Source organism: Phreatobacter sp., assembly GCF_051860605.1.
Taxonomy (GTDB): Bacteria; Pseudomonadota; Alphaproteobacteria; order Rhizobiales; family Phreatobacteraceae; genus Phreatobacter.
Map to the genome: position 1 here is coordinate 1 of NZ_JBHYDR010000018.1, position 18586 is coordinate 18586.

General features: G+C 65.4%; 10 protein-coding genes, 1 tRNA gene, 1 other RNA gene and 4 pseudogenes. 9 read left to right on the top strand and 7 right to left on the bottom strand.

What is annotated here, in order from left to right; genetic code table 11:
* Window positions 1-106 precede the first annotated feature (106 nt).
* Both ACTIFS_RS21205 and qatD read left to right on the top strand, forming a co-directional pair.
* The gene (locus ACTIFS_RS21205) at window positions 107-541 is read left to right on the top strand and encodes a hypothetical protein (RefSeq protein WP_439576118.1); all 435 of its coding nucleotides are present in this window, start codon (window positions 107-109) and stop codon (window positions 539-541) included.
* On the top strand, window positions 538-1293 hold the full coding sequence (gene qatD / locus ACTIFS_RS21210; protein WP_439576119.1) for a Qat anti-phage system TatD family nuclease QatD: 756 nt from the start codon (window positions 538-540) through the stop codon (window positions 1291-1293). Before ACTIFS_RS21205 ends, qatD begins: the two co-directional genes overlap by 4 nt.
* 145 nt (window positions 1294-1438) lie before the next feature.
* Here qatD and ACTIFS_RS21215 read toward each other — a convergent pair whose 3' ends face one another.
* A complete protein-coding gene (locus ACTIFS_RS21215; protein ID WP_439576120.1) occupies window positions 1439-5095 on the bottom strand; it encodes a hypothetical protein in 3657 nt (1218 codons plus the stop codon).
* A 444-nt stretch (window positions 5096-5539) separates the two neighbouring features.
* Window positions 5540-6377, bottom strand: a pseudogene (locus ACTIFS_RS21220) (IS3 family transposase); the annotation flags it as partial.
* A gap of 69 nt (window positions 6378-6446) precedes the next feature.
* Here ACTIFS_RS21220 and ACTIFS_RS21225 point away from each other — a divergent pair.
* Window positions 6447-7495: pseudogene (locus ACTIFS_RS21225) on the top strand (IS110 family transposase).
* Between the two features lie 338 nt (window positions 7496-7833).
* On the opposite strand, the gene ACTIFS_RS21230 reads toward ACTIFS_RS21225, so the two are convergent.
* Window positions 7834-8001, bottom strand: coding sequence for a hypothetical protein (locus ACTIFS_RS21230; RefSeq protein WP_439576144.1), 168 nt, complete (start codon window positions 7999-8001; stop codon window positions 7834-7836).
* Between ACTIFS_RS21230 and ACTIFS_RS21235 the strand changes: the two are divergent.
* Window positions 7927-8897 (top strand): annotated as a pseudogene (locus ACTIFS_RS21235) (IS110 family transposase). The gene ACTIFS_RS21230 and the pseudogene ACTIFS_RS21235 overlap by 75 nt on opposite strands.
* Before the next feature lie 269 nt (window positions 8898-9166).
* Here the strand turns inward: ACTIFS_RS21235 and ACTIFS_RS21240 are convergent.
* Both ACTIFS_RS21240 and ACTIFS_RS21245 read right to left on the bottom strand, forming a co-directional pair.
* Window positions 9167-9358: pseudogene (locus ACTIFS_RS21240) on the bottom strand (transposase); the annotation flags it as partial.
* Window positions 9359-9949: 591 nt separating this feature from the next.
* Window positions 9950-10039, bottom strand: a tRNA-Ser gene (locus tag ACTIFS_RS21245).
* 183 nt (window positions 10040-10222) lie between these two features.
* Between ACTIFS_RS21245 and ffs the strand changes: the two genes are divergently transcribed.
* The 5 genes from ffs (at window position 10223) to recR (ending at window position 13748) form a co-directional block, all read left to right on the top strand.
* Window positions 10223-10318: signal recognition particle sRNA small type (gene ffs / locus ACTIFS_RS21250), an RNA gene on the top strand.
* Window positions 10319-10419: 101 nt separating this feature from the next.
* Entirely contained in the window at window positions 10420-12282 is a 1863-nt protein-coding gene (locus tag ACTIFS_RS21255; protein WP_439576121.1) for a DNA polymerase III subunit gamma/tau, read from the top strand.
* A 20-nt stretch (window positions 12283-12302) separates the two neighbouring features.
* Window positions 12303-12626: a YbaB/EbfC family nucleoid-associated protein gene (locus ACTIFS_RS21260; protein ID WP_439576122.1), complete on the top strand. Its 324-nt coding sequence runs from the start codon at window positions 12303-12305 to the stop codon at window positions 12624-12626.
* A 35-nt stretch (window positions 12627-12661) separates the two neighbouring features.
* On the top strand, window positions 12662-13132 hold the full coding sequence (locus ACTIFS_RS21265; RefSeq protein ID WP_439576123.1) for a cupin domain-containing protein: 471 nt from the start codon (window positions 12662-12664) through the stop codon (window positions 13130-13132).
* A 10-nt stretch (window positions 13133-13142) separates the two neighbouring features.
* Window positions 13143-13748, top strand: coding sequence for a recombination mediator RecR (recR, locus tag ACTIFS_RS21270; RefSeq protein ID WP_439576124.1), 606 nt, complete (start codon window positions 13143-13145; stop codon window positions 13746-13748).
* Between the two features lie 16 nt (window positions 13749-13764).
* Here the strand turns inward: recR and ACTIFS_RS21275 are convergent, their stop codons facing one another.
* Entirely contained in the window at window positions 13765-15072 is a 1308-nt protein-coding gene (locus ACTIFS_RS21275; protein ID WP_439576125.1) for a DUF3422 family protein, read from the bottom strand.
* 140 nt (window positions 15073-15212) lie between these two features.
* Complete coding sequence (locus tag ACTIFS_RS21280) at window positions 15213-18584, bottom strand: error-prone DNA polymerase (RefSeq protein ID WP_439576126.1); 3372 nt, start codon at window positions 18582-18584, stop codon at window positions 15213-15215.
* Between the last annotated feature and the right edge of the window lie 2 nt (window positions 18585-18586).

Genomic DNA, 18586 nt, shown 5'->3' on the forward strand with positions numbered 1-18586 from the left:
CTACGCCTCGTTGGCAGAGACAGCGATGGCCGCATAACTTACGACAACCTGCCTCCGGCAAAACCGGGGCGGTTCAAACCCCTATTGGGACCGGACGAAAGGTGAGATGGCCGAGGGATGCGCCAATCCCGTCCTGCTACGCCAGCTCACGCCCGCCTCGCTTTCTTGCGCGTCGCCCACCAAGGGCAGATGGCAGAGCCTTGGCACGCAGCACTGCGGTTATTGCCTGCCTTGCCTGATCCGGCGGGCGGCACTGCTCAAGGGCCTGCGCCCGGATACTGACCCAACCGTCTACACCGTGCCCGATCTCACCGCACGCGCGCTCGATACCCGCCAATCGGAAGGTGTGCAGGTCCGGTCGTTCCAACTCGCCATTGAACGCCTCCGCGCGCGGCCGGCGTTGGCGCGGATACTGATCCATAAGCCCGGACCTCTTTTCGACGAGTCGCCACAGCGCCAAGCCGCCCTTGCGGATGTGTACCTGCGCGGCCTTGAGGAGGTAGGGGCGCTCCTAACCGGTGTGCGGACGCGGCCCGGATGAGTGAAACGTCGGCAATCGGTGGCGTGGATTTTCATTGCCACCTTGATCTTTACCCTGATCACGAAGCGGCCATCGCTAGAGCTGAAGCTGGGCGAATTTACACGTTGACGGTGACGACAACGCCTAAAGCGTGGCCGCGCAATCATGAACTCACGCGACATACGCGCTATGTTCGCGCGGCCTTGGGACTGCATCCTCAGCTCGCCGCCGAGCGGGCGAGCGAGTTGTCGTTATGGGAACGTCACTTACCCGAAACCCGCTACGTTGGAGAGGTCGGCCTTGACGCCGGTCCTCGCTTCTACCAGTCCCTAGACGTTCAGAAGCAAGTATTTCGACGCGTCCTCGATCGGTGTGCTGAAACCAGCGATAAAATACTAACCGTTCATAGCGTGAGGAGCGCTCCAGCGGTATTGGACTTGGTCGAAGCGCATCTTCCGCCGGGGCGCGGAAAAGTCGTCCTTCATTGGTTCACCGGCAGCAAGAGCGACGCTCGCAGGGCAACCGCTCTAGGATGCTATTTCTCCGTCAACGCCGAAATGACGCGTAAGGATCGGGGACGTGAACTGATCAGGGCAATACCCCGGGACCGCATTCTCACCGAAACCGACGGCCCACTTACGCATGTGGCTGGTCGCCCTGCGGAACCGCGGGACGCCATCACAGCGGCTACCGAGGTCGCTGATATCCTCGGACTGTCCAAAGAGAGGATGGCACGACTAATCGTGACCAATCTCCATACGCTTCTCGGTTGATTGAATGCTGATGGAAGGTACGTCTTGGATGTCTCCTCCTGGGCGGTAGGCCAATGTCTGCTGCAGAGGCGCTCCAAAGACGCCAACCTTTGGGCGTTCAAGTTGGCTTTAGGCGGCTCGGCAGCGATTGACCATCAGCGGTTCCTCAATGCTGAAGTACCTCTTCCAAGGTGCGGCGGGTTAAGACAGCGGCGTCATTGGGCATTGCGCGAACGTAGCTCAGTGGCGCCGGCGTAGTGGTCACGATTCGACCCAGAATCCGGCCAGGCGGATCCAGTTTCAGTCGTTTGGCCACCGTGGTGGCGTTCTCGCGAATCCAAGCAGTGCGCTTGAGATGGCGGTCGAGCTTGTCGCCATCATGGCCGTGATAGTCCTGCAGCCAACTGGCCACCTCGCGCGGCGACCGGGCACCACCGAACCATTTGCACTCGATCACGATCCACGTCGCGCTGTCCGGACTGACGGCCAGGACGTCGAGATCGCCGAGCTTTCCTGCGGCACCGAACTCCGTCATCGGCCGGTTGACGAAGGCCCGCCAACCTCGGGCCTCGGTGAGTTCGCCGATCTCGACCTCGAAGGCGAGCCCGCGGCGACCGACCTCGGCGTCGACCCAGGCGCGGGCCTCAGGGGAGCGTAGCTTTGCCTTCGCCCAAGTCCCACTTTCCAAAAGATGGGATGCGTAGTGCAACCCCATCTGAAGCTGGCGTACGCCATAGGTCCATCGGGCCGCCGCACCTTCGCCTATCCGGATTATCGGGCGGGTCATCAGCGACAGCCGGCGCTCGAAGATCCAAGGATAGATGTCATCGCCGTCGAATCCGGCAGGCGCCTTGTCCCAGTGCGGGCGTGCCGACAGCGTGAAGTTCTTGGCGAAGGCGGGCAGGGTGGCAAGGTCGACCTTGTTGTCGAGTTGGCTGATGAGTTCGGCCTCGGACAAGTTGACGACATCGACGGCGAGCTTGTCAGCGACCTCGAGTAAGGCATTCTGCAGCGCGGCGAGCTCGACCATTCCGAGACCGAACTCGGCTGCAAAGGCCTGCAACATGGGATCTTTCTGGGGCGTCGGGTCACTTTCGTCCATCTTGAAGAGAGCGGGGTAGTTGTCGATGTCGAAGGCTATGGAATCGGCGATGCAGGCTTCGAGATAACTCTGCATATAGGCCGCCGCCCCGCCGTCGGTGGCCTCCCAGGCTCCGTCCGCGCGGAACCGGAGATCGGGCGCAACCAGATCGTGATGAACGGCGTCGCTCTGGTCGGCGGTCCGGAACAGGGCCTTGATTTCTGCCGCCATTGTGTCGATGTCCGAAAGCGCCGCCTTTCGTCCCCCCGACATCGCGGCCTCGCACACGGCCATTTCGATGATGGCCCGGTACGTGCGGAACGCCCCGTCGCGCCCGGACATCGCATGGCTCGCCCATCGCCCGTAGTCGACGTACAGGCTTTGGCGCGCGCGGGCACCCCGTTCGCCCGACACCCGCTCTCGGTGCAATGCCTCGATAAGGCGCATCGTCAGCGTGATGACGGAGCCTTGGTCCAGCGTTGCGAGTCTGCATCGGCAGCGCTTCCAGAGCTCGTCGACAAGCGTGTTAAGCGCTCGGGTGGTGGCCTTCTTGCCGGTGATCTCGACCTGGTCGATGGCGACCCCGCTGGAAGGGCGCTGCGCTAAGCGCTGGCGGGCAGCTCGTTCGGCTTCCCGTGCGTCGGCGACCTGGATAAAGCGGAGGGGTGCTGGCAAAATTCTTCCGTCTATTTCAAGCGCGAGATCTCGCGACGTCGTCACATGGATCATCTTGAGGTTCGGATCAGCGGTTACCGCATCGACCCAAGCTGCGAGCGCAGCGTCATCCAGCGGCAGGTCCAGAGCCAGACGGATTGATTGCGCCAACAGGGTGACGAGCGCTCTGTCGCCAGCATTGTCCACGGCTATGAACAAGGTGATGAAGTCCGGCGGCAACAGGAGATTGACGATGGGGCTGCCACGGCCGGCGCGCCGGAGTTCAGGTGTATCCGACGCGTCGATAATGTGATCCGGCACAGGCAGCAGGCGGATTTCGAGAGCCGCATTCGACAAGGGCACTTCGGGAGGCGCGCTCTGCGCCAGCTTCAGCACCCATTCGATCGAGCCTTCCCAGAGCAGCTTCAGCCAGGTGCGATCCTCGGGCGAAACCGGGGGGCGACCAAGGGCGACCCACCAGAAGCCGCGGTCGGTCTCAACGACCGCGCTGAAGGTCTCCATAATGGCTTCGATGGTCGCGTAGTATACCGGCTTGGTGTGTTCCCCTGGCGGCGTCGTCGGCCCAATCCAACGCTCGACAGTTCGCGCGTTGCCATACGCCGTGATTGCGGGATGACGGCCACCTAACAGTCGGCCAAGTCGTCTGAACCGGCCGATGTCCACGCCCATGTGCGCGATGCTGTCGAACGTAGCGATGTCTAGGGTCTCTGGCCAGAAGCTGAAGTCTTGATCCCGCCAGACCGTCCACCAATCGACCAAGTTCGGCCAGATCGCGAGTTGAACACCTGCTTCGCCCAACTGCCGGGCTTGGCGCCGCATTTTCCAGCAGTCCAGCATGTTGAACGCCGGATCGGCGAACAGCGCGGTTAAGCCCGGCGCATCCGTACTGACGATGAACCAGTTGGGCGCGAGGTCGTCCGGGAGCGACATGGATAGACCCCACCCGGGGCTGTCGTGGACGATGATGGTCAGGCCCGCTTCGCTTCCGAACTGTTGGCGAAGGGCCTCGAAACTGGCGCTAAGATGGTCCGCCAGTCCGGTTTCGAAGCCCGGGCTCTCCCGTCTGACCGCTCCTATGTCCGCGTCGGGCGGGGACTGCCAGTCGCAGCCGAGTACCACCAGATGAGCCAGCTTGTCTTCATCGAAGCGAAGCACAGCGTGCATGTAGTCGCCGAACAACTCGAACCCGGGCTCAGGCATGTCGATGTCGTCGTTGGAAAGTGCGCGGGCGCCGGTTGTGCGCGCATCGAACAAAATCCATCGGGCGAATTGAATCTCGTGGAACACCGAGGTCGACGCGCGCGGAACGCCTCCGCTTGCGATCTGGCCCGTCAGCCGCAAACGCAAGGCCGGTGACAGGAAGCTCGGCGCGGGGACCATGATCCCGTCACCGTCGCGCAGCAACGGCTGGGCGTTCAACGCCGTTCGGCCAAATCGTGCCTCAGCAAGACATTTGACGTCCTCGAGAATGAAGGGGGCGAGCGTGCCCAGAGCAACGCCCATGGTTCGCAATTGTGATCCGCTGAACCGCGCAGCTTGGCCGACCGCGGCCAGAGCGTCGGTATCCTCAGGCCATCCGGTCTGTCCTGGGATCGAGTCGGCTGCAGCATGGAGATGGAGACCGGCCCGTCGCGCAATCACGTCACTGATCGCTAGCAACGCTAAGCATTCGGCGAGCAGGCCGTCTCGCGCCGGGAATTCTGCGGAGAAGACGGCGTCCAGGAGCCTCTGAAGCGGTTCGTCCGAGGCCACATACATGCCGTTAACGATGAGACGCTCATGTCCCGCGAAAACGACGCCGACGCAGAAAGCGTCTTCAGCGACATCTTCATGTCGGCCGCTGTCCTGCTCAAGTAGGCCGTTCAGCATGGTCGATACGTGAGCCTGCGACGGCCGCCGGTCGCCACGCGCACAGACGAGCGCGAGCTGAATCAGGGTGAGCAGGCGATTGTGGTTGGACTGGTAGCTCGGATCGAGAGAAAGTCCCATCAAGATGTTCAGAAGGCTGTCGCGATCGCACCGCCGGATGAGCGCGAGGATGGGCTTGGGGGCCTCGATTGTGAACATTTTGCCGCCCTTACAGACTTCCTTGGAAGGGGTAACTAGCAGTTCGCCGCCTTGTTTTCGCAACGGTAGGTCTGTTAGGCGCTCCCGCAGGCACTCACAGTCCTCCTGTTCATCGCGAACAAGCAACGGCTGCAACGCCACTAAATGAGATTGGAGCGCGGATTATTCGAGAGGAGGACAACCGTCCTAAACTTCCTGGATGCGCGACAAACGTCCGCTTTGTGCCCACGCGTGTATGTCCGCAATAGAGGCGCATCTGAGACACCAACACTTGTGAAAGCGGGGGTAGGCTATCCACGTCTGGGGGCCGCAAGTTCCCGGGGAGCTCATGGCGACCGATCCATTCAATGACCTGAACAATCTCTTCGACCGCGCGATGATTGGCCTCGATGATGATCCGGTCCCATTCTTTGGACCGCCGGAAGGTGGAGTTTCCGGCCTGTTTCACGGCAGCTGGCTGGGTACGCCGCCGGGGTTCTGCAACGAGATCGGAGGCTTATGGCCGATCGCCCCGTGCGGACGAACCTCGTTAGTATCTGAGCCAATCCTCCATCTTTTCGCGTGCGTCGGCAAGCGTCAGGAACCAGTGCGCGTTCAGGCACTCGCTCCGGAACCGCCCGTTGAAGGCCTCGATGAAGGCATTGTCCGTGGGCTTTCCCGGGCGGGAGAAGTCCAGGGTCACGCCCTTGGCATAGGCCCAGAGGTCGAGATCGCGCGAGAAGAACTCCGACCCCTGGTCTACCCGGATCGTCCTGGGATAGCCGAGCGTCGCGCAAACCCGTTCGAGCGTCGCAACGACATCCTCGGCCCGATAGCTGAACTTCGGGTCGATCACTGGCGAGAAGCGTGAGAAGGTGTCGACGACGGTGAGGACCCGGATCTTCTTGCCGGTGGCGAGTTGGTCATGAACGAAGTCCATTGCCCAGACGTCGTTCGGCCGGGTCGCCGGCGCACGATCCTCCCGCAGCTTGGCCTTGACCCGACGCTTTGGCGCCTTGTTCCTCAGTTGCAACCCCAACTCATTGTAAATCCTGCGAGTTCTCTTGATGTTGATGTCCCACCCCTCGCGCTGGAGCATGACGTGGACGCGCCGGTAGCCATACCGGATACGTGTCTCGCAGATCGCCTTGATCCTTGCCTCAATGCCGGCCTGGTCGGGCTTACGTGACCGGTAGTGGAAGCTCGATCGGTCGAACTCGAGGGCGCCACAGACCCTTCTGATCGAGACCTTCCACTCCTCGCAGATCACGTTCACCAGCTTGCGCTTACGCCCAGGCCTCAGATTTAATGGGATGGTCCGCCCCGTCTCCCCGCCTCATTCTGCTGAGGTCGCAACCGAGGGAGAAGTGCCATGCTCCGTAACAAGCCGCGTGATGCAGCTGTCTATGGTGTCGATATCGGGAAGAACATCTTCCACGTCGTCGGTGTCGATGCGACGGGAAAGCCGATTCAGCGGGCGCGATTTCGTCGCGAGACGCTGCTGCAATTCTTCGAACGAGCCGAGCCTGCGATCGTCGGAATGGAAGCGTGCCCGGTTCGCAGTGGCTGGCTCGGACAATCCAGTCATTGGGCCACACAGTGCGGATCATCCCCGCGCAGTTCGTGAAGCCTTATCTGAAGTCGAACAAGAACGACACGCTGGATGCAGAGGCGATCGCCGAGGCGGTCACACGGCCAACGATGCGGTTCGTCGAGGTGAAGTCTGTCGATCAGGTCGACATCCAGGCCCTGCATCGCGCACGCGATATGATGGTGATGCATCGAACGCGCATGATCAGCCAGATGCGGGCGTTCTGCCTGGAGTACGGCGTCGCAATCCGCCAGGGCGCAGGCGTGTTCAAGCTCGACCTGCCGCGGGTTGTCACCGACGAGACCAATGATCTGTCTCTCCCCATCCGGCGTCTGCTCGCCGAGCTCTTCGAGGACTTGAAGCGCCACGAAGCTCGGATTGCGGAGATCGCTCGCGAGATCGAGGCCCTCGTCGATCGCGACGATGTTGCCCGACGTCTGCTGACCGTGCCCGGCATTGGTCCTATGGGGGCGAGCGCTATCCTGGCGGCAGTCGGTCAGGGCCGGCAGTTCAGGAAAGCCCGGGACCTCGCTGCATGGCTCGGCCTGGTGCCGCGACAATACTCGACCGGCGGGAAGGCGACACTGATGGGCATCAGCAAACGGGGCAATGGCTATGTCCGTCGCCTGCTGATCCATGGAGCGCGATCATGCGTGATGCATCTCGATCGCACCCGGAACCGGCTTGGCGTCTGGCTCGATCAGCTGCAGAGTCGAATGCACGTGAACAAGGTCGTCGTCGCCCTGGCCAACAAGATCGCCCGCATCGCCTGGGTGATCATCACGCGTCCTGGGGCACTCTACGAGCGCGTTGATCCCGCCTTCGCCTGAGGCGCCCCCGAACAGATTGCGAGGCTCGAGGAGTGATGACGAGACAGTCGATCGGCACGCCGTAAATCCTGCGCTGAAAGCGGGCTTGCTGCCCGAAGAGTTTAGTGGAAACGGCGTGCGCGGATCTCATCATGGCCTGGCTGCAACAGCAGCCCACTCGCGAGAGGCCGGATACATTTACGCAAACTGTCGATCGTCAGAATGCTCCAAAGATCCTTGCAACGACGGGGCGGACCATACATTTCGGCGGATGACGTCCTGCAGCATCTCCTTGTCGAGCGACAGGTCAGCCACGATCCGCTTCAGCTTGATGGGGTGGATGGCCTCCGTTCCCGGCATCATTCTGCCAGGGCGGCCACCATCGCTGTGCCGCTATTGAGGAGGCTATCGTGGGACAGGTTACGACGATCGGGCTCGACCTCGGCAAGCGCGTGCTGCAGGTCCATGGTGTTGATGATGTTGGACGTGTCGCGTTCCAGCGCAAGCTGCGGCGGGAGGAGGTGCACGCGTTCTTCGCAAAGCTTCCGCCCTGCCTGGTCGGTATGGAGGCTTGCGCCACTGCTCACTAGTGGGCTCGCGAGCTAATGTCGCTGCGCCACGAGGTCAGGCTCATTCCCCCGGCCTATGTGAAGCCCTATGTGACGCGGCATAAGAACGACGCTGCGGACGCCGCTGCCATCTGCGAGGCGGTCACACGGCCGAGTATGCGTACGACGCCGATTAAGACGCCTGCCCAGCAAGCGGCCCGGGTCGTTCATCGCACCCACGAACTTCTCTCGCGCCAGCGTGTCACCCTGATCAACGCCATACGCGGTCACATGGCCGAGTTTGGCATCATGGCCCCCGCTGGTCCCCAGCATGTCGGTCGACTGATCGAGCGGCTGGCTGATCCCGTGACACCCATTCCTGAAGCAGTGCGCGCTGCGTTGAATGTACTTGCCGACCAGCTCGTCGCGCTCAGCACCCAGATTGACGGGCTGGAGGCCAAGATGAGGGAGCGATGCAAGGAAGATGACGATGCAGCGCGGCTGCTAACGATCCCCGGTGTTGGGCCGATCACGGCGAGCGCGATCCTTGCCGGGGTTCCAGACATTCGGGGCTTCCGGGCGGGGCGCGACTTTGCCGCCTGGCTCGGGCTCGTGCCTCGTCAGAACTCATCGGGCGGCAAAGAACGCCTCGGTCGGATCACCAAGATGGGCGATCGTTCGATACGCCGATTGCTGGTCACCGGCGCCCTGTCAGTGGTGCGATGGGCCGGCAGAAGCACGGCTTTTCAGCGAGCTGGCTTGGCCGCCTCGTCGCACGCAAGCCCCTGAAGCTCGCAGCCGGGGCGCTTGCCAACAAGATGGCGCGCATCGTCTGGGCGATCCTGACGCGTGGCGAAACATATAGAACAGCATGAGACGCACGTTCGCCGCCTCTTTGGCGGGGAACGCACGTGGGGCATCGGCGCTGAAGGAGTTGATGACGCGACGGTCGTTCGACGAGATCGGGACAACCAGAAGAATGCGAGGCGCCTCGAGCGCGACAGCTTGTTTAGGACCCGATCCGCGAATTTCATCAGGGCCGGCGGCAAAGGCCGCCACTCAGTAGGCCGGACACATGCACCCCGCCGACCAAGCGTCAGAAAGCTCCAACAAAACCCTTGCACCGCGGAGGCCATCCACACATGGCATTCTCGTCCTCAAGCTGCTTCAGCCGCCGCATCTCGGGCGGCGTCATGCCGTCATACTTCTTTTTCCAGTTGAAGTAGGTCGCCTGGCTGATCCCAGCCTTCCGGCAGATCTCCGCCACCGTGACCCCGTCCGCCCCCTGCTTCAGGATGAACGCCTTCTGGGCCTCCGAGAACTTGCTCGCCTTCATCGTCTTCCGCTCCTCCCAGCCAAGGGATTCTGACGCGGAAAACTCCAATCTCAAACGGTCCAGTTTTGTGGGATCAGATCAACCCGAAATCTCGACCGTTGAAGTCCAGCGTCGCCCCGACGAACTTCGCCCGGTGGTGCTGGGGGATTACGCACACCACGTTGACCCCGCCGAGCCCGTGGACCTTACGCCCCGGAGTGCATCGCGATCGTAGACCGTGACGAGCGGACCCGGCGCACGATCCGACCCAACTGAGGACCAGCCGATCCCGAACATGGGTTCGGCGTAGGCATCGGACCGATCGATCTGCCGGTGCATCTGCACCATGCAGTCGCGGGCGCTAGGGGCGATCTGAAAACCGGTCGGGAAGGGCAAGGCTAGGCTCGTGCGTATATGGACGCGCGGGCGTATCGATCGTAAGCAGAAAATACCAGCTCCAACCGGCGTGAAATGCATGGAGTTGGTCCAGGACAAGCGCAGTCGATGCCTTGGGCTGGAAGAAGCAATATTTCGAAAGTGGTACCGCTAGTGGTACCGGAATCGACGATAAATTAAATTATCTAGCAAAATCAGATAATTATTCGGGTGATTTGGCGGACAGGGCGGGATTCGAACCCGCGATACGGTTCCCCGTATACACACTTTCCAGGCGTGCGCCTTCAACCACTCGGCCACCTGTCCGTGGACCGCGCTGATAATCGTCGCGGCGGGCAATTGCAAGGCGACCGCATGCGATGCGGCCCGGCCCATGCCATCACGGCTCCCGATTCCGTCCTGCCTGGCGCCAACGGGCCGGCTGCGGCCCCGATGGCTCATGACCACGGGCCCTTGCTCTTTGCCGTCCGCGCCGTCATATAGCGGGCGGGAGGTTGGCGGTGGACGAGACTCTCGCCAACCCGGTCAGGTCCGGAAGGAAGCAGCCGTAACGAGCCCGTTTCGGGTCGCGTGTCAGCCTCCCACTTTTCCCTTTCCGACGGTTGCCCCCGCCCGCGCGGCGCGCGACACTTGCGGTTCGCGGCCGTCCGCCACCGTCATTCGCCCGAAGCCCCTGGAACAGCGCCATGGAATCCTCGCCTGAGAGCGAACCCGGGTTCGATCTTGGGATGCCGGAAGCCCCCGGTGCGGGGGCCGGCTACCGCGTGCTCGCCCGCAAATACCGGCCGCAGGACTTCCGCGACCTGATCGGCCAGGAGGCCATGGTCCGCACGCTGTCCAACGCCTTCGAGACCGGACGGATCGCACAGGCCTATCTGTTCACCGGCGTTCGCGGCGTCGGCAAGACGACCACGGCCCGCATCCTCGCCCGTGCCCTCAACTACGAGCTGCCGGGAGAGATCGACCGGCCGACGATCCAGCTCGACCGCCCCGGACGGCACTGCCAGGCGATCATGGAAGGCCGCCACGTCGATGTGATGGAGATCGACGCCGCATCCCATACCGGCATTGACGATGTCCGCCAGATCACCGATGGCGCGCGCTATGCGCCGGTCTCGGCCCGCTACAAGGTCTATATCGTCGACGAGGTCCACATGCTGTCCGAGAAGGCGTGGAACGCCTTCCTGAAGACGCTGGAGGAGCCGCCGCCGCATGTGAAGTTCATGTTCGCCACCACCGAGATCCGCAAGGTGCCGGTGACGGTGCTCTCGCGTTGCCAGCGCTTCGATCTCAGGCGCGTCGATGCCGCGACCCTGGCCGGCCATCTCGGTACCATCTGCGCGAAGGAGGGCGTTGCGGTCGAGCACGAGGCCATCGGGCTGATCGCGCGGGCGGGCGAGGGCTCGGTGCGCGATTCGCTTTCCATTCTCGACCAGGCGATCGCCCATGGCGGCGGCAGCGTGACCGCGCCCGAGGTCCGGCACATGCTGGGCCTTGCCGACCGCTCGCGCGTCATCGACCTGTTCGAGCAGGTGATGCGGGGGGACCTGGCCGCGGCCCTTGGCGAATTTTCCGCGCAGCATCATGACGGCGCCGATCCGGCCACCGTGCTCACCGAGCTTGCCGAGTTCGTCCATTTCGTCACCCGCGTGAAGGTGGTGGCCGAGGCGGCGAACGATCTGTCGTTCAGCGAAACGGAGCGCGCGCGCGGGCGCGACCTTGCCGGGCGCCTGTCGCACCGCGTGCTGGCGCGCGCCTGGCAGATGCTGATGAAGGGCATCGAGGAGGTCGGGCGTTCGCCCCGACCGCTCGCATCCGCCGAGATGGTTCTGGTGCGCATCGCCCACGCCGCCGACCTTCCGACACCGGACGAGGCGCTGAGGCTGCTCGCTTCCGGCCCATCGCCCGCGCCGGCGGGGGTTCCCTCCAAGGGCTCCTCCGGCAGCGCGGAGGGGGGCGCTGCAGGCGGCCAGCCAGGCCCTGCGCTTGCCCGCGCCGCGCGCATGGTGCCGGCACAGCAGGCTGCGGAGATGGTGCCGGTCGCCCGCAGCACGCCGGCGCCGGCAGCCGCGCCCGGTCTGGTGCTGGGGTCGTTCGCCGAGGCGATCGCCCTCGCCGGCGACAGGCGGGAGGTGCTGCTCAAGGGGGCGCTGGAACGCGATGTCCATCTCGTGCGGTTCGAGGACGGGCGGCTCGACTTCCGCCCCTCCGCCAGCGCCTCGCCGACGCTTGCCGGCGAGATCCAGAAGAAGCTGACCGAATGGACCGGCCGCCGCTGGATGGTCACCGTATCGGCCGAGGAGGGCGAGCCGACGATCCGTCAGGTTCGCGAGGCCGAACAGGCTGAACGCGAGCGTGGCGTGCGCGCCCATCCCGCCGTGCAGGCCGTGCTTGCGCGCTTTCCCGGGGCGGAGATCGTGGCCGTCCGCGCCCTCGGCGATGCCGGGCCGGACGCGCTCGTGGCGGCCGGCCTCGACAGCGCTGGTGCGGGCGATACCGCGGGTGAGGAGGGCTGGGAGCCCATCGCACCCTGGGATGACGAATTCTGAACGACCGGAAGGATGCGGACATGAAGGACATCATGGGACTGATGAAGCAGGCCCAGGCCATGCAGGCGAGGCTCCAGGAAGCCCAGGCCGACATGGAGCGCACGGAGGTAGAAGGCACGGCCGGCGGCGGCATGGTGAGCGTGCGCCTGACCGTGAAGGGCGAACTCAGGGGCCTGTCCATCGATCCCACCCTGCTGAAGCCCGACGACAAGGAGATCATCGAGGATCTGATCGTCGCCGCCCATGCCGATGCCCGCCGCAAGGCCGAGGTGGTGATGGAGGAGAAGATGAAGGGTGTCACCGGTGGCCTGCCCTTGCCGCCCGGCATGAAGCTGCCGTTCTGAGCCTGACCCGCCTGAACCCAGCAGGGAGGCATGCCGTGCCGCTGCGCCGTCTCGCCATCGCCGATGTGAAGCCCTTCGCCTATGCCTTCGAGGCCGGGATCGGCGGCACCATGACCGATATCGGCCGCACGCTCGGCAGCCGGACCATCGGCCTGCTCGTGCAGACCGTCCCGCCGGGCAACCGCTCCTCGCGCCGGCACCGGCATCTGTTCCAGGAGGAAATCCTCGTGGTGATGGCCGGCTCAGGGCTGCTGCATCACGGCGAGGAGCAGGTCCCTGTTGGCCCCGGCGAGGCCTTCTGCTATCTCGCCGGCGATCCGGAGGCTCACGCCTTCGAGAACACCGGCACCGAACCGCTGGTCATCTGGGCCTTCGGCAACCGATTGCCCCACGAGGTCTGCCTCTATCCGGACCAGGGTGTCGCCTTCGTCGAGGGCCTTGGCGCCGAGGTGCCTCTGGACGCGGCCCGCCGGAGCGAGTGGACCGAGGACCGCCGCAAGTCGTGAGTGTCGCGCCATGAGCCGCCGCGTTGCCGGCCCCGAGATCGAGCGCCTGATCCAGCTCCTGGCCAAACTGCCCGGGCTTGGTCCGCGCTCGGCGCGCCGGGCCGCCCTCCACCTCGTCAAGAAGCGCGAGAGCCTGATGCAGCCGCTCACCGCTGCACTGGGCGAGGCGCTGGAGCGCATCGTGGTGTGCTCCACCTGCGGCAATGTCGATACGTCCGATCCCTGCACGGTCTGCACCGATCCGCGCCGCGACGGTTCGACCATCATCGTGGTGGAAGACGTGTCCGACCTCTGGGCGCTGGAGCGCGCCGGCGCCCTGAGCGCGAAATACCATGTCCTTGGCGGTACGCTGTCGCCGCTGGATGGCGTCGGTCCGCAGGACCTGAACATCGAGGGCCTGGTGCAGCGCGTCGATGCCGGCGGCGTCTCCGAGGTGATCCTCGCGGTCAATGCCACGGTGGATGGCCAGACCACGGCGCATTATGTCACCGACCTGCTCGCCGGAACCGGGGTGAAGGTTACGCGCCTCGCCCATGGCGTTCCGGTGGGCGGCGAACTCGACTATCTCGACGAGGGCACCATCTCGGCGGCCATCCGCTCGCGCACCGCCTTCTGAGCGACCGCCCTCTGGCTCAGGACCGGGGCGGATCCGCAGGCGGGTCGCCGTGTTGGCCGCGAATGTGCCGGACCAGGGCCGCCACCAGCACGATGACGAAGGGCAGCGCGACGGCCGTGGCCACTGTCGGCTCGAAAGGCAGGATGCCGGCATCCCTGCTGCCCTTGAGCGCATAGGCGACGAGGCCGAGCACGTAATAGGAGACGGCGGCGATCGACAGGCCCTCGACCGTCTGCTGCAGGCGAAGCTGCAGCCTTGCCCGGTCGGACATGGTCTCCAGCAGCGCCTTGTTCTGTTCCTCCAGTGCGATATCGACACGGGTGCGCAGCAGGTTCGACGCGCGCGCCAGCTTGGTCGAGAGCTCCGTCTGCCGTTCCGCCATGGTCTGGCAGGTGCGCATGGCCGGGCCGAAACGCCGGTCGAGGAAAGCGGTCCAGGTGGAGAAGCCCTCCACCGGGGATTCGCCGATGGCGGCGAGGCGCGAGCGCACCAGCGCCTCGTAGGCGCGCGTGGCTCCGAAACGGAAGCTGGAGGCCGCAGCCTCGGCCTCCAGTTCGGCGGCCTGGGTCACCAGCGTGTCGAGCAGGGCCGCATTGCTCTGCAGACCGGTGGCTGTGGTCATGCGGCTGGCGACATCGACCAGTTCCCTTTCGATCCGGCCGATGATCGGCCCCATGCGCTGGGCTTCGGGCAGGCCGAGCAGGGCAAAGCAGCGATAGGTTTCCACCTCGATGAGCCGCTGGACGAGGGCACCGGCCGCCGTCGGCCCGAGGCCGCGGTCGATGACGAGGATGCGGGTAAATCCGCGCGCGTCCTGCCGGAAGTCGGTCGCCGCCAGGGCGGCACCGCCCGCGACGTCCGAGACACAGAGGGCGGCCGGATCGAACAGCTTTTCCCAGCCGGGCGCGATCTGGTCGGCGGCCACCAGCGACAGGTCGGCCGCGACCAGCAGCAGGCCCGGCGGCTCGAGCGCCTGGCCGACCGGTGGCAACTCGCCGATCGGCCAGGCGAAGGGCTCCGCCGTGGTGGACGATGTGTCCCAGCCATAGCTGGAGAACTCGCTGTGCCGTTCCCAGCGCAGCCGGGCTGTGGCGAATTCGGCGCGGTGAAAGTTGGCGGCCTCGTCGGGCCGCACCGTACCGGTCTTGCGGCACCAGTCGGCGAGGCGCTCGCGCTCGGTGGCGGCAGGCAGGGTCGCGGTTGCGAAGGCCTGGTGAATGACCCGCCGCGGCGTGTTCATCGGCTGGAACGGCCGGGCGTGCAATTCGTCCAGGACCTGCCGTCGCAGGGGGTGGGCAGGAAGATCGTACAGGCTTGGCGCCATGGTGGACCCCGGAATGGCTTGCCCCGGACTGGGAAGCGTCCGTTCGGACCCCTGCCCCGGAGCCGAATGAAGACGTGTTCGTTTCGAGAATAGCGCGCGGGCGCGGGCGCGCGATAGGCTTTAGTGAAAATCCCGCGATTTCAGTGAAAATCCCGCGATTTCGGCAGGACCCTGACGTCGCGCGGATGGCCGGGACCCCGCCGCGGATAGTTCGGACGGGCGACCTCGTCGGCACGCAACAGGGCCAGTTCCGGACGGTGGTCCTCGGAGAGCCGGGCCAGTTCCGCCGTGCGATCCGTCACCGTCTCGGCCATCAGGTGGACGACACCCTCCGGGCTCTTCTGGACGAGGCCCTCCACCTCCAGCAGGCGCCCGCCCATCACCGCGCCGCGGAACTGCTCCAGCTTTCGCGCCCAGAGCAGCACATTGGTGATGCCCGTCTCGTCCTCCAGCGTCATGAAGATGGCCGTGCCCTTGCCGGGGCGCTGGCGCACCAGCACGACGCCGGCCACCCGGCCGCGTGACCCGTTGGCGCTGGCCGAAATCCCGGCGCAGGTCGCGACCCCCTCGCCGTGGAACAACGCGCGCAGGAACTGCATGGGATGAGCCTTCAGGGACAGGCGGATGGTCTGGTAGTCGGCCGCGACATGTTCCGACAGCGGCATGAGCGGCAGGTTGGCCTCCGCCTCGGCGGCGAGTTCCCGCGCCTCGGCAGCGGCAAAGAGCGGCAGCGGCCGGTCGTCGGGCAGGCGCCTGACCGCCCAGAGCGCCTCGCGCCGGTCAAGCCCCAGGGAGCGGAAGGCATCGGCGTCGGCGAGCAGGTGAAGCGCGCGCAGCGGCACGCCGGACCGGTTCTTCACCGCCTCGACCGAGGTAAAACCTGCCCGCCTGGCCGCGCAGAGCCTGTCCGCCCAGTCCTGGTGGAAACCGTCGATCTGCCGGAAGCCGAGCCTGAGGACGAGCGGCGCGCCCACCCCGTCCCGCTCCAGCCGGTTGTCGAAGGTCGAGCAATTGACATCGACCGGACGCACCTCGACGCCGTGCTCGCGGGCATCGCGGACGATCTGCGCCGGCGCATAGAAGCCCATGGGCTGGGCATTGAGCAGCGCGCAGGCAAACACCGCCGGATGGTGGCATTTGAGCCAGGCGGAGATGTAGACGAGCTTGGCGAAGGAGGCTGCGTGGCTCTCGGGAAAGCCGTAGGAGCCGAAGCCCTTGATCTGCTCGAAGCAGCGCTGCGCGAAGGCCGGGTCGTAGCCGCGCGCGACCATCCGGCCGACCAGCATGGTCTCGAACCGGCCGATCGTGCCGACATTGCGGAAGGTGGCCATGGCCCGGCGCAGGCCGTTGGCCTCCTCCGGCGTGAACTTCGCCGCCACCATGGCGAGCTTCATCGCCTGTTCCTGGAACAGCGGCACGCCATAGGTCTCGCCGAGGATCTGGCGCAACTCGCCCCGGCCGGCGGGATCGAGCATCGGTTCGGGAAATTCCACCGGCTCGATGCCGCTGCGGCGCCTGAGATAGGGATGCACCATCTCGCCCTCGATCGGGCCGGGGCGGACGATGGCGACCTGCACAACCAGGTCGTAGAACTTCCGGGGCTTGAGGCGCGGCAGCATGTTGATCTGCGCCCGGCTCTCCACCTGGAAGACGCCGATTGAATCGCCGCGGCACAGCATGTCGTAGACGGCCGGGTCGTCGCGCTCGACATCGGCAAGGCCGAGGTCGAGACCGTCATGCGCGCGCAACAGGTCGAAGCCCTTGCGGATGCAGGTGAGCATGCCGAGCGCCAGCACATCCACCTTCATCAGGCCGAGGGCGTCAATGTCGTCCTTGTCCCATTCGATGAAAGTGCGGTCCGCCATGGCGGCATGGCCGATCGGAACGGTCTCGTCGAGCCGGCCGCGGGTCAGCACGAAGCCGCCGACATGCTGGGAGAGATGGCGCGGGAAGCCGAGCAGGCGGATGGCCAGGCCGACCGCCCGGCGGATCACCGGATTGGCCGGATCGAGCCCGGCATGGCGGATCTGCTCCTCGGGAATGTCGTTGCCCCAACTGCCCCAGACCATGCCGGCAAGGCGCGCGGTGACATCCTCGGTCAGCCCCATCACCTTGCCCACCTCGCGGATGGCACTGCGCGGCCGGTAGCTGATGACGGTGGCGGCAATGCCCGCCCGCTCGCGGCCATAGCGCTGGTAGATGTGCTGGATTACCTCCTCGCGCCGCTCATGCTCGAAATCGACGTCGATGTCGGGCGGCTCGCGCCGCTCGGTGGAAATGAAGCGGGCGAACAGGAGGTCGTGCTCGTTCGGGTCCACGGCCGTGATGCCGAGCACGTAGCAGACCGCGGAATTGGCGGCGGAGCCGCGGCCCTGGCACAGGATGCCCTTGTCCTCGGCCACCCGGACGATATCGAGGATGGTGAGGAAATAACGCGCATAGTCGAGTTGCGCGATCAGGGCGAGTTCCTCCCTCAGCAGCCGTTCCACCTTGTCCGGAATGCCCTGCGGATAGCGGTGGGCGGCGCGCTCCCATGTGAGCCGCTCCAGCCAGGACTGCGGCGTCCAGCCCGGCGGCACCGGCTCCTCGGGATAGTCGTAGGTCAGTTCGGCAAGCGAGAAACCGATGCGCGCGAACAGGTGCTGCGTCTCGTCGATCGCCTCCGGCCGGTCGCGGAACAGGCGGGCCATCTCGGCGGGCGGCTTCAGGTGCCGTTCGGCATGGGCCTCCAGCAGCCGCCCGGCGGTCTCGATGGTGACGCCTTCGCGGATGCAGGAGAGAACATCCTGCAGGTCGCGCTGGACAGGGTGGTGATAGAGTACGTCGTTGGTGGCGATGAGCGGCACGCCGGCCCGGCCCGCAAGCCCGGCAAGGGCTGCAAGGCGCCGCCGGTCGGCGCCCGCCCGGTGCATGGTCGCCCCCAGCCAGACCGCACCCGGTGCCGCCTCGGCAAGGCGGGCGAGCGGGGCGGCGGCATCAGCGATGCGCCGGCCCGGCATGAGGATGAGCAGGAGGCCCCGCACATCGGCGAGCAGGTCGTCGAGGCCGAGGATGCACGCGCCCTTTGCCCCGCGCAGGTTGCCGGTGGTGAGCAGCCGGCAGAGCCGCCCCCAGCCGGCCCGGTCCGCCGGATAGGCGACGATATCGGGGGCGCCGTCGGCAAAGACGAGGCGGGCGCCCACGACCAGCCGGAAAGCCCCGGCGGCCGCCTTCAGCGCCGCCTGCTCGCGGATGAGGCTTTGGGCAGCCGGGTGTTCGACGAAGGCATGGTCGCCCGGCGACGAGCCTTCGCGCACGCGCTCCGCCGGCAGCAGGCCCTCGCTGCGCAACTGATTCAGGAAGGCATGGGCCCTCACCACCCCGGCCACCGTGTTGCGGTCGGCAATGCCGAGGCCGCTCTGGCCGAGCAGGAGAGAGGTCAGCACCAGGTCGCGGGCATGGGAGGCCCCGCGCAGGAAGGAGAAATTGGTGGCGGCGACAGGCTCGGCATAGTCCATCCCGGAGGCGTTCATGC

Coding starts and splice junctions, on each gene's coding strand:
- qatD (WP_439576119.1), top strand. CDS start 538: ATGAGTGAAACGTCGGCAATCGGTGGCGTGGATTTTCATTGCCACCTT.
- ACTIFS_RS21260 (WP_439576122.1), top strand. CDS start 12,303: ATGAAGGACATCATGGGACTGATGAAGCAGGCCCAGGCCATGCAGGCG.
- ACTIFS_RS21280 (WP_439576126.1), bottom strand. CDS start 18,584: ATGAACGCCTCCGGGATGGACTATGCCGAGCCTGTCGCCGCCACCAAT.
- ACTIFS_RS21255 (WP_439576121.1), top strand. CDS start 10,420: ATGGAATCCTCGCCTGAGAGCGAACCCGGGTTCGATCTTGGGATGCCG.
- ACTIFS_RS21205 (WP_439576118.1), top strand. CDS start 107: ATGGCCGAGGGATGCGCCAATCCCGTCCTGCTACGCCAGCTCACGCCC.
- recR (WP_439576124.1), top strand. CDS start 13,143: ATGAGCCGCCGCGTTGCCGGCCCCGAGATCGAGCGCCTGATCCAGCTC.
- ACTIFS_RS21215 (WP_439576120.1), bottom strand. CDS start 5,095: ATGTTCACAATCGAGGCCCCCAAGCCCATCCTCGCGCTCATCCGGCGG.
- ACTIFS_RS21275 (WP_439576125.1), bottom strand. CDS start 15,072: ATGGCGCCAAGCCTGTACGATCTTCCTGCCCACCCCCTGCGACGGCAG.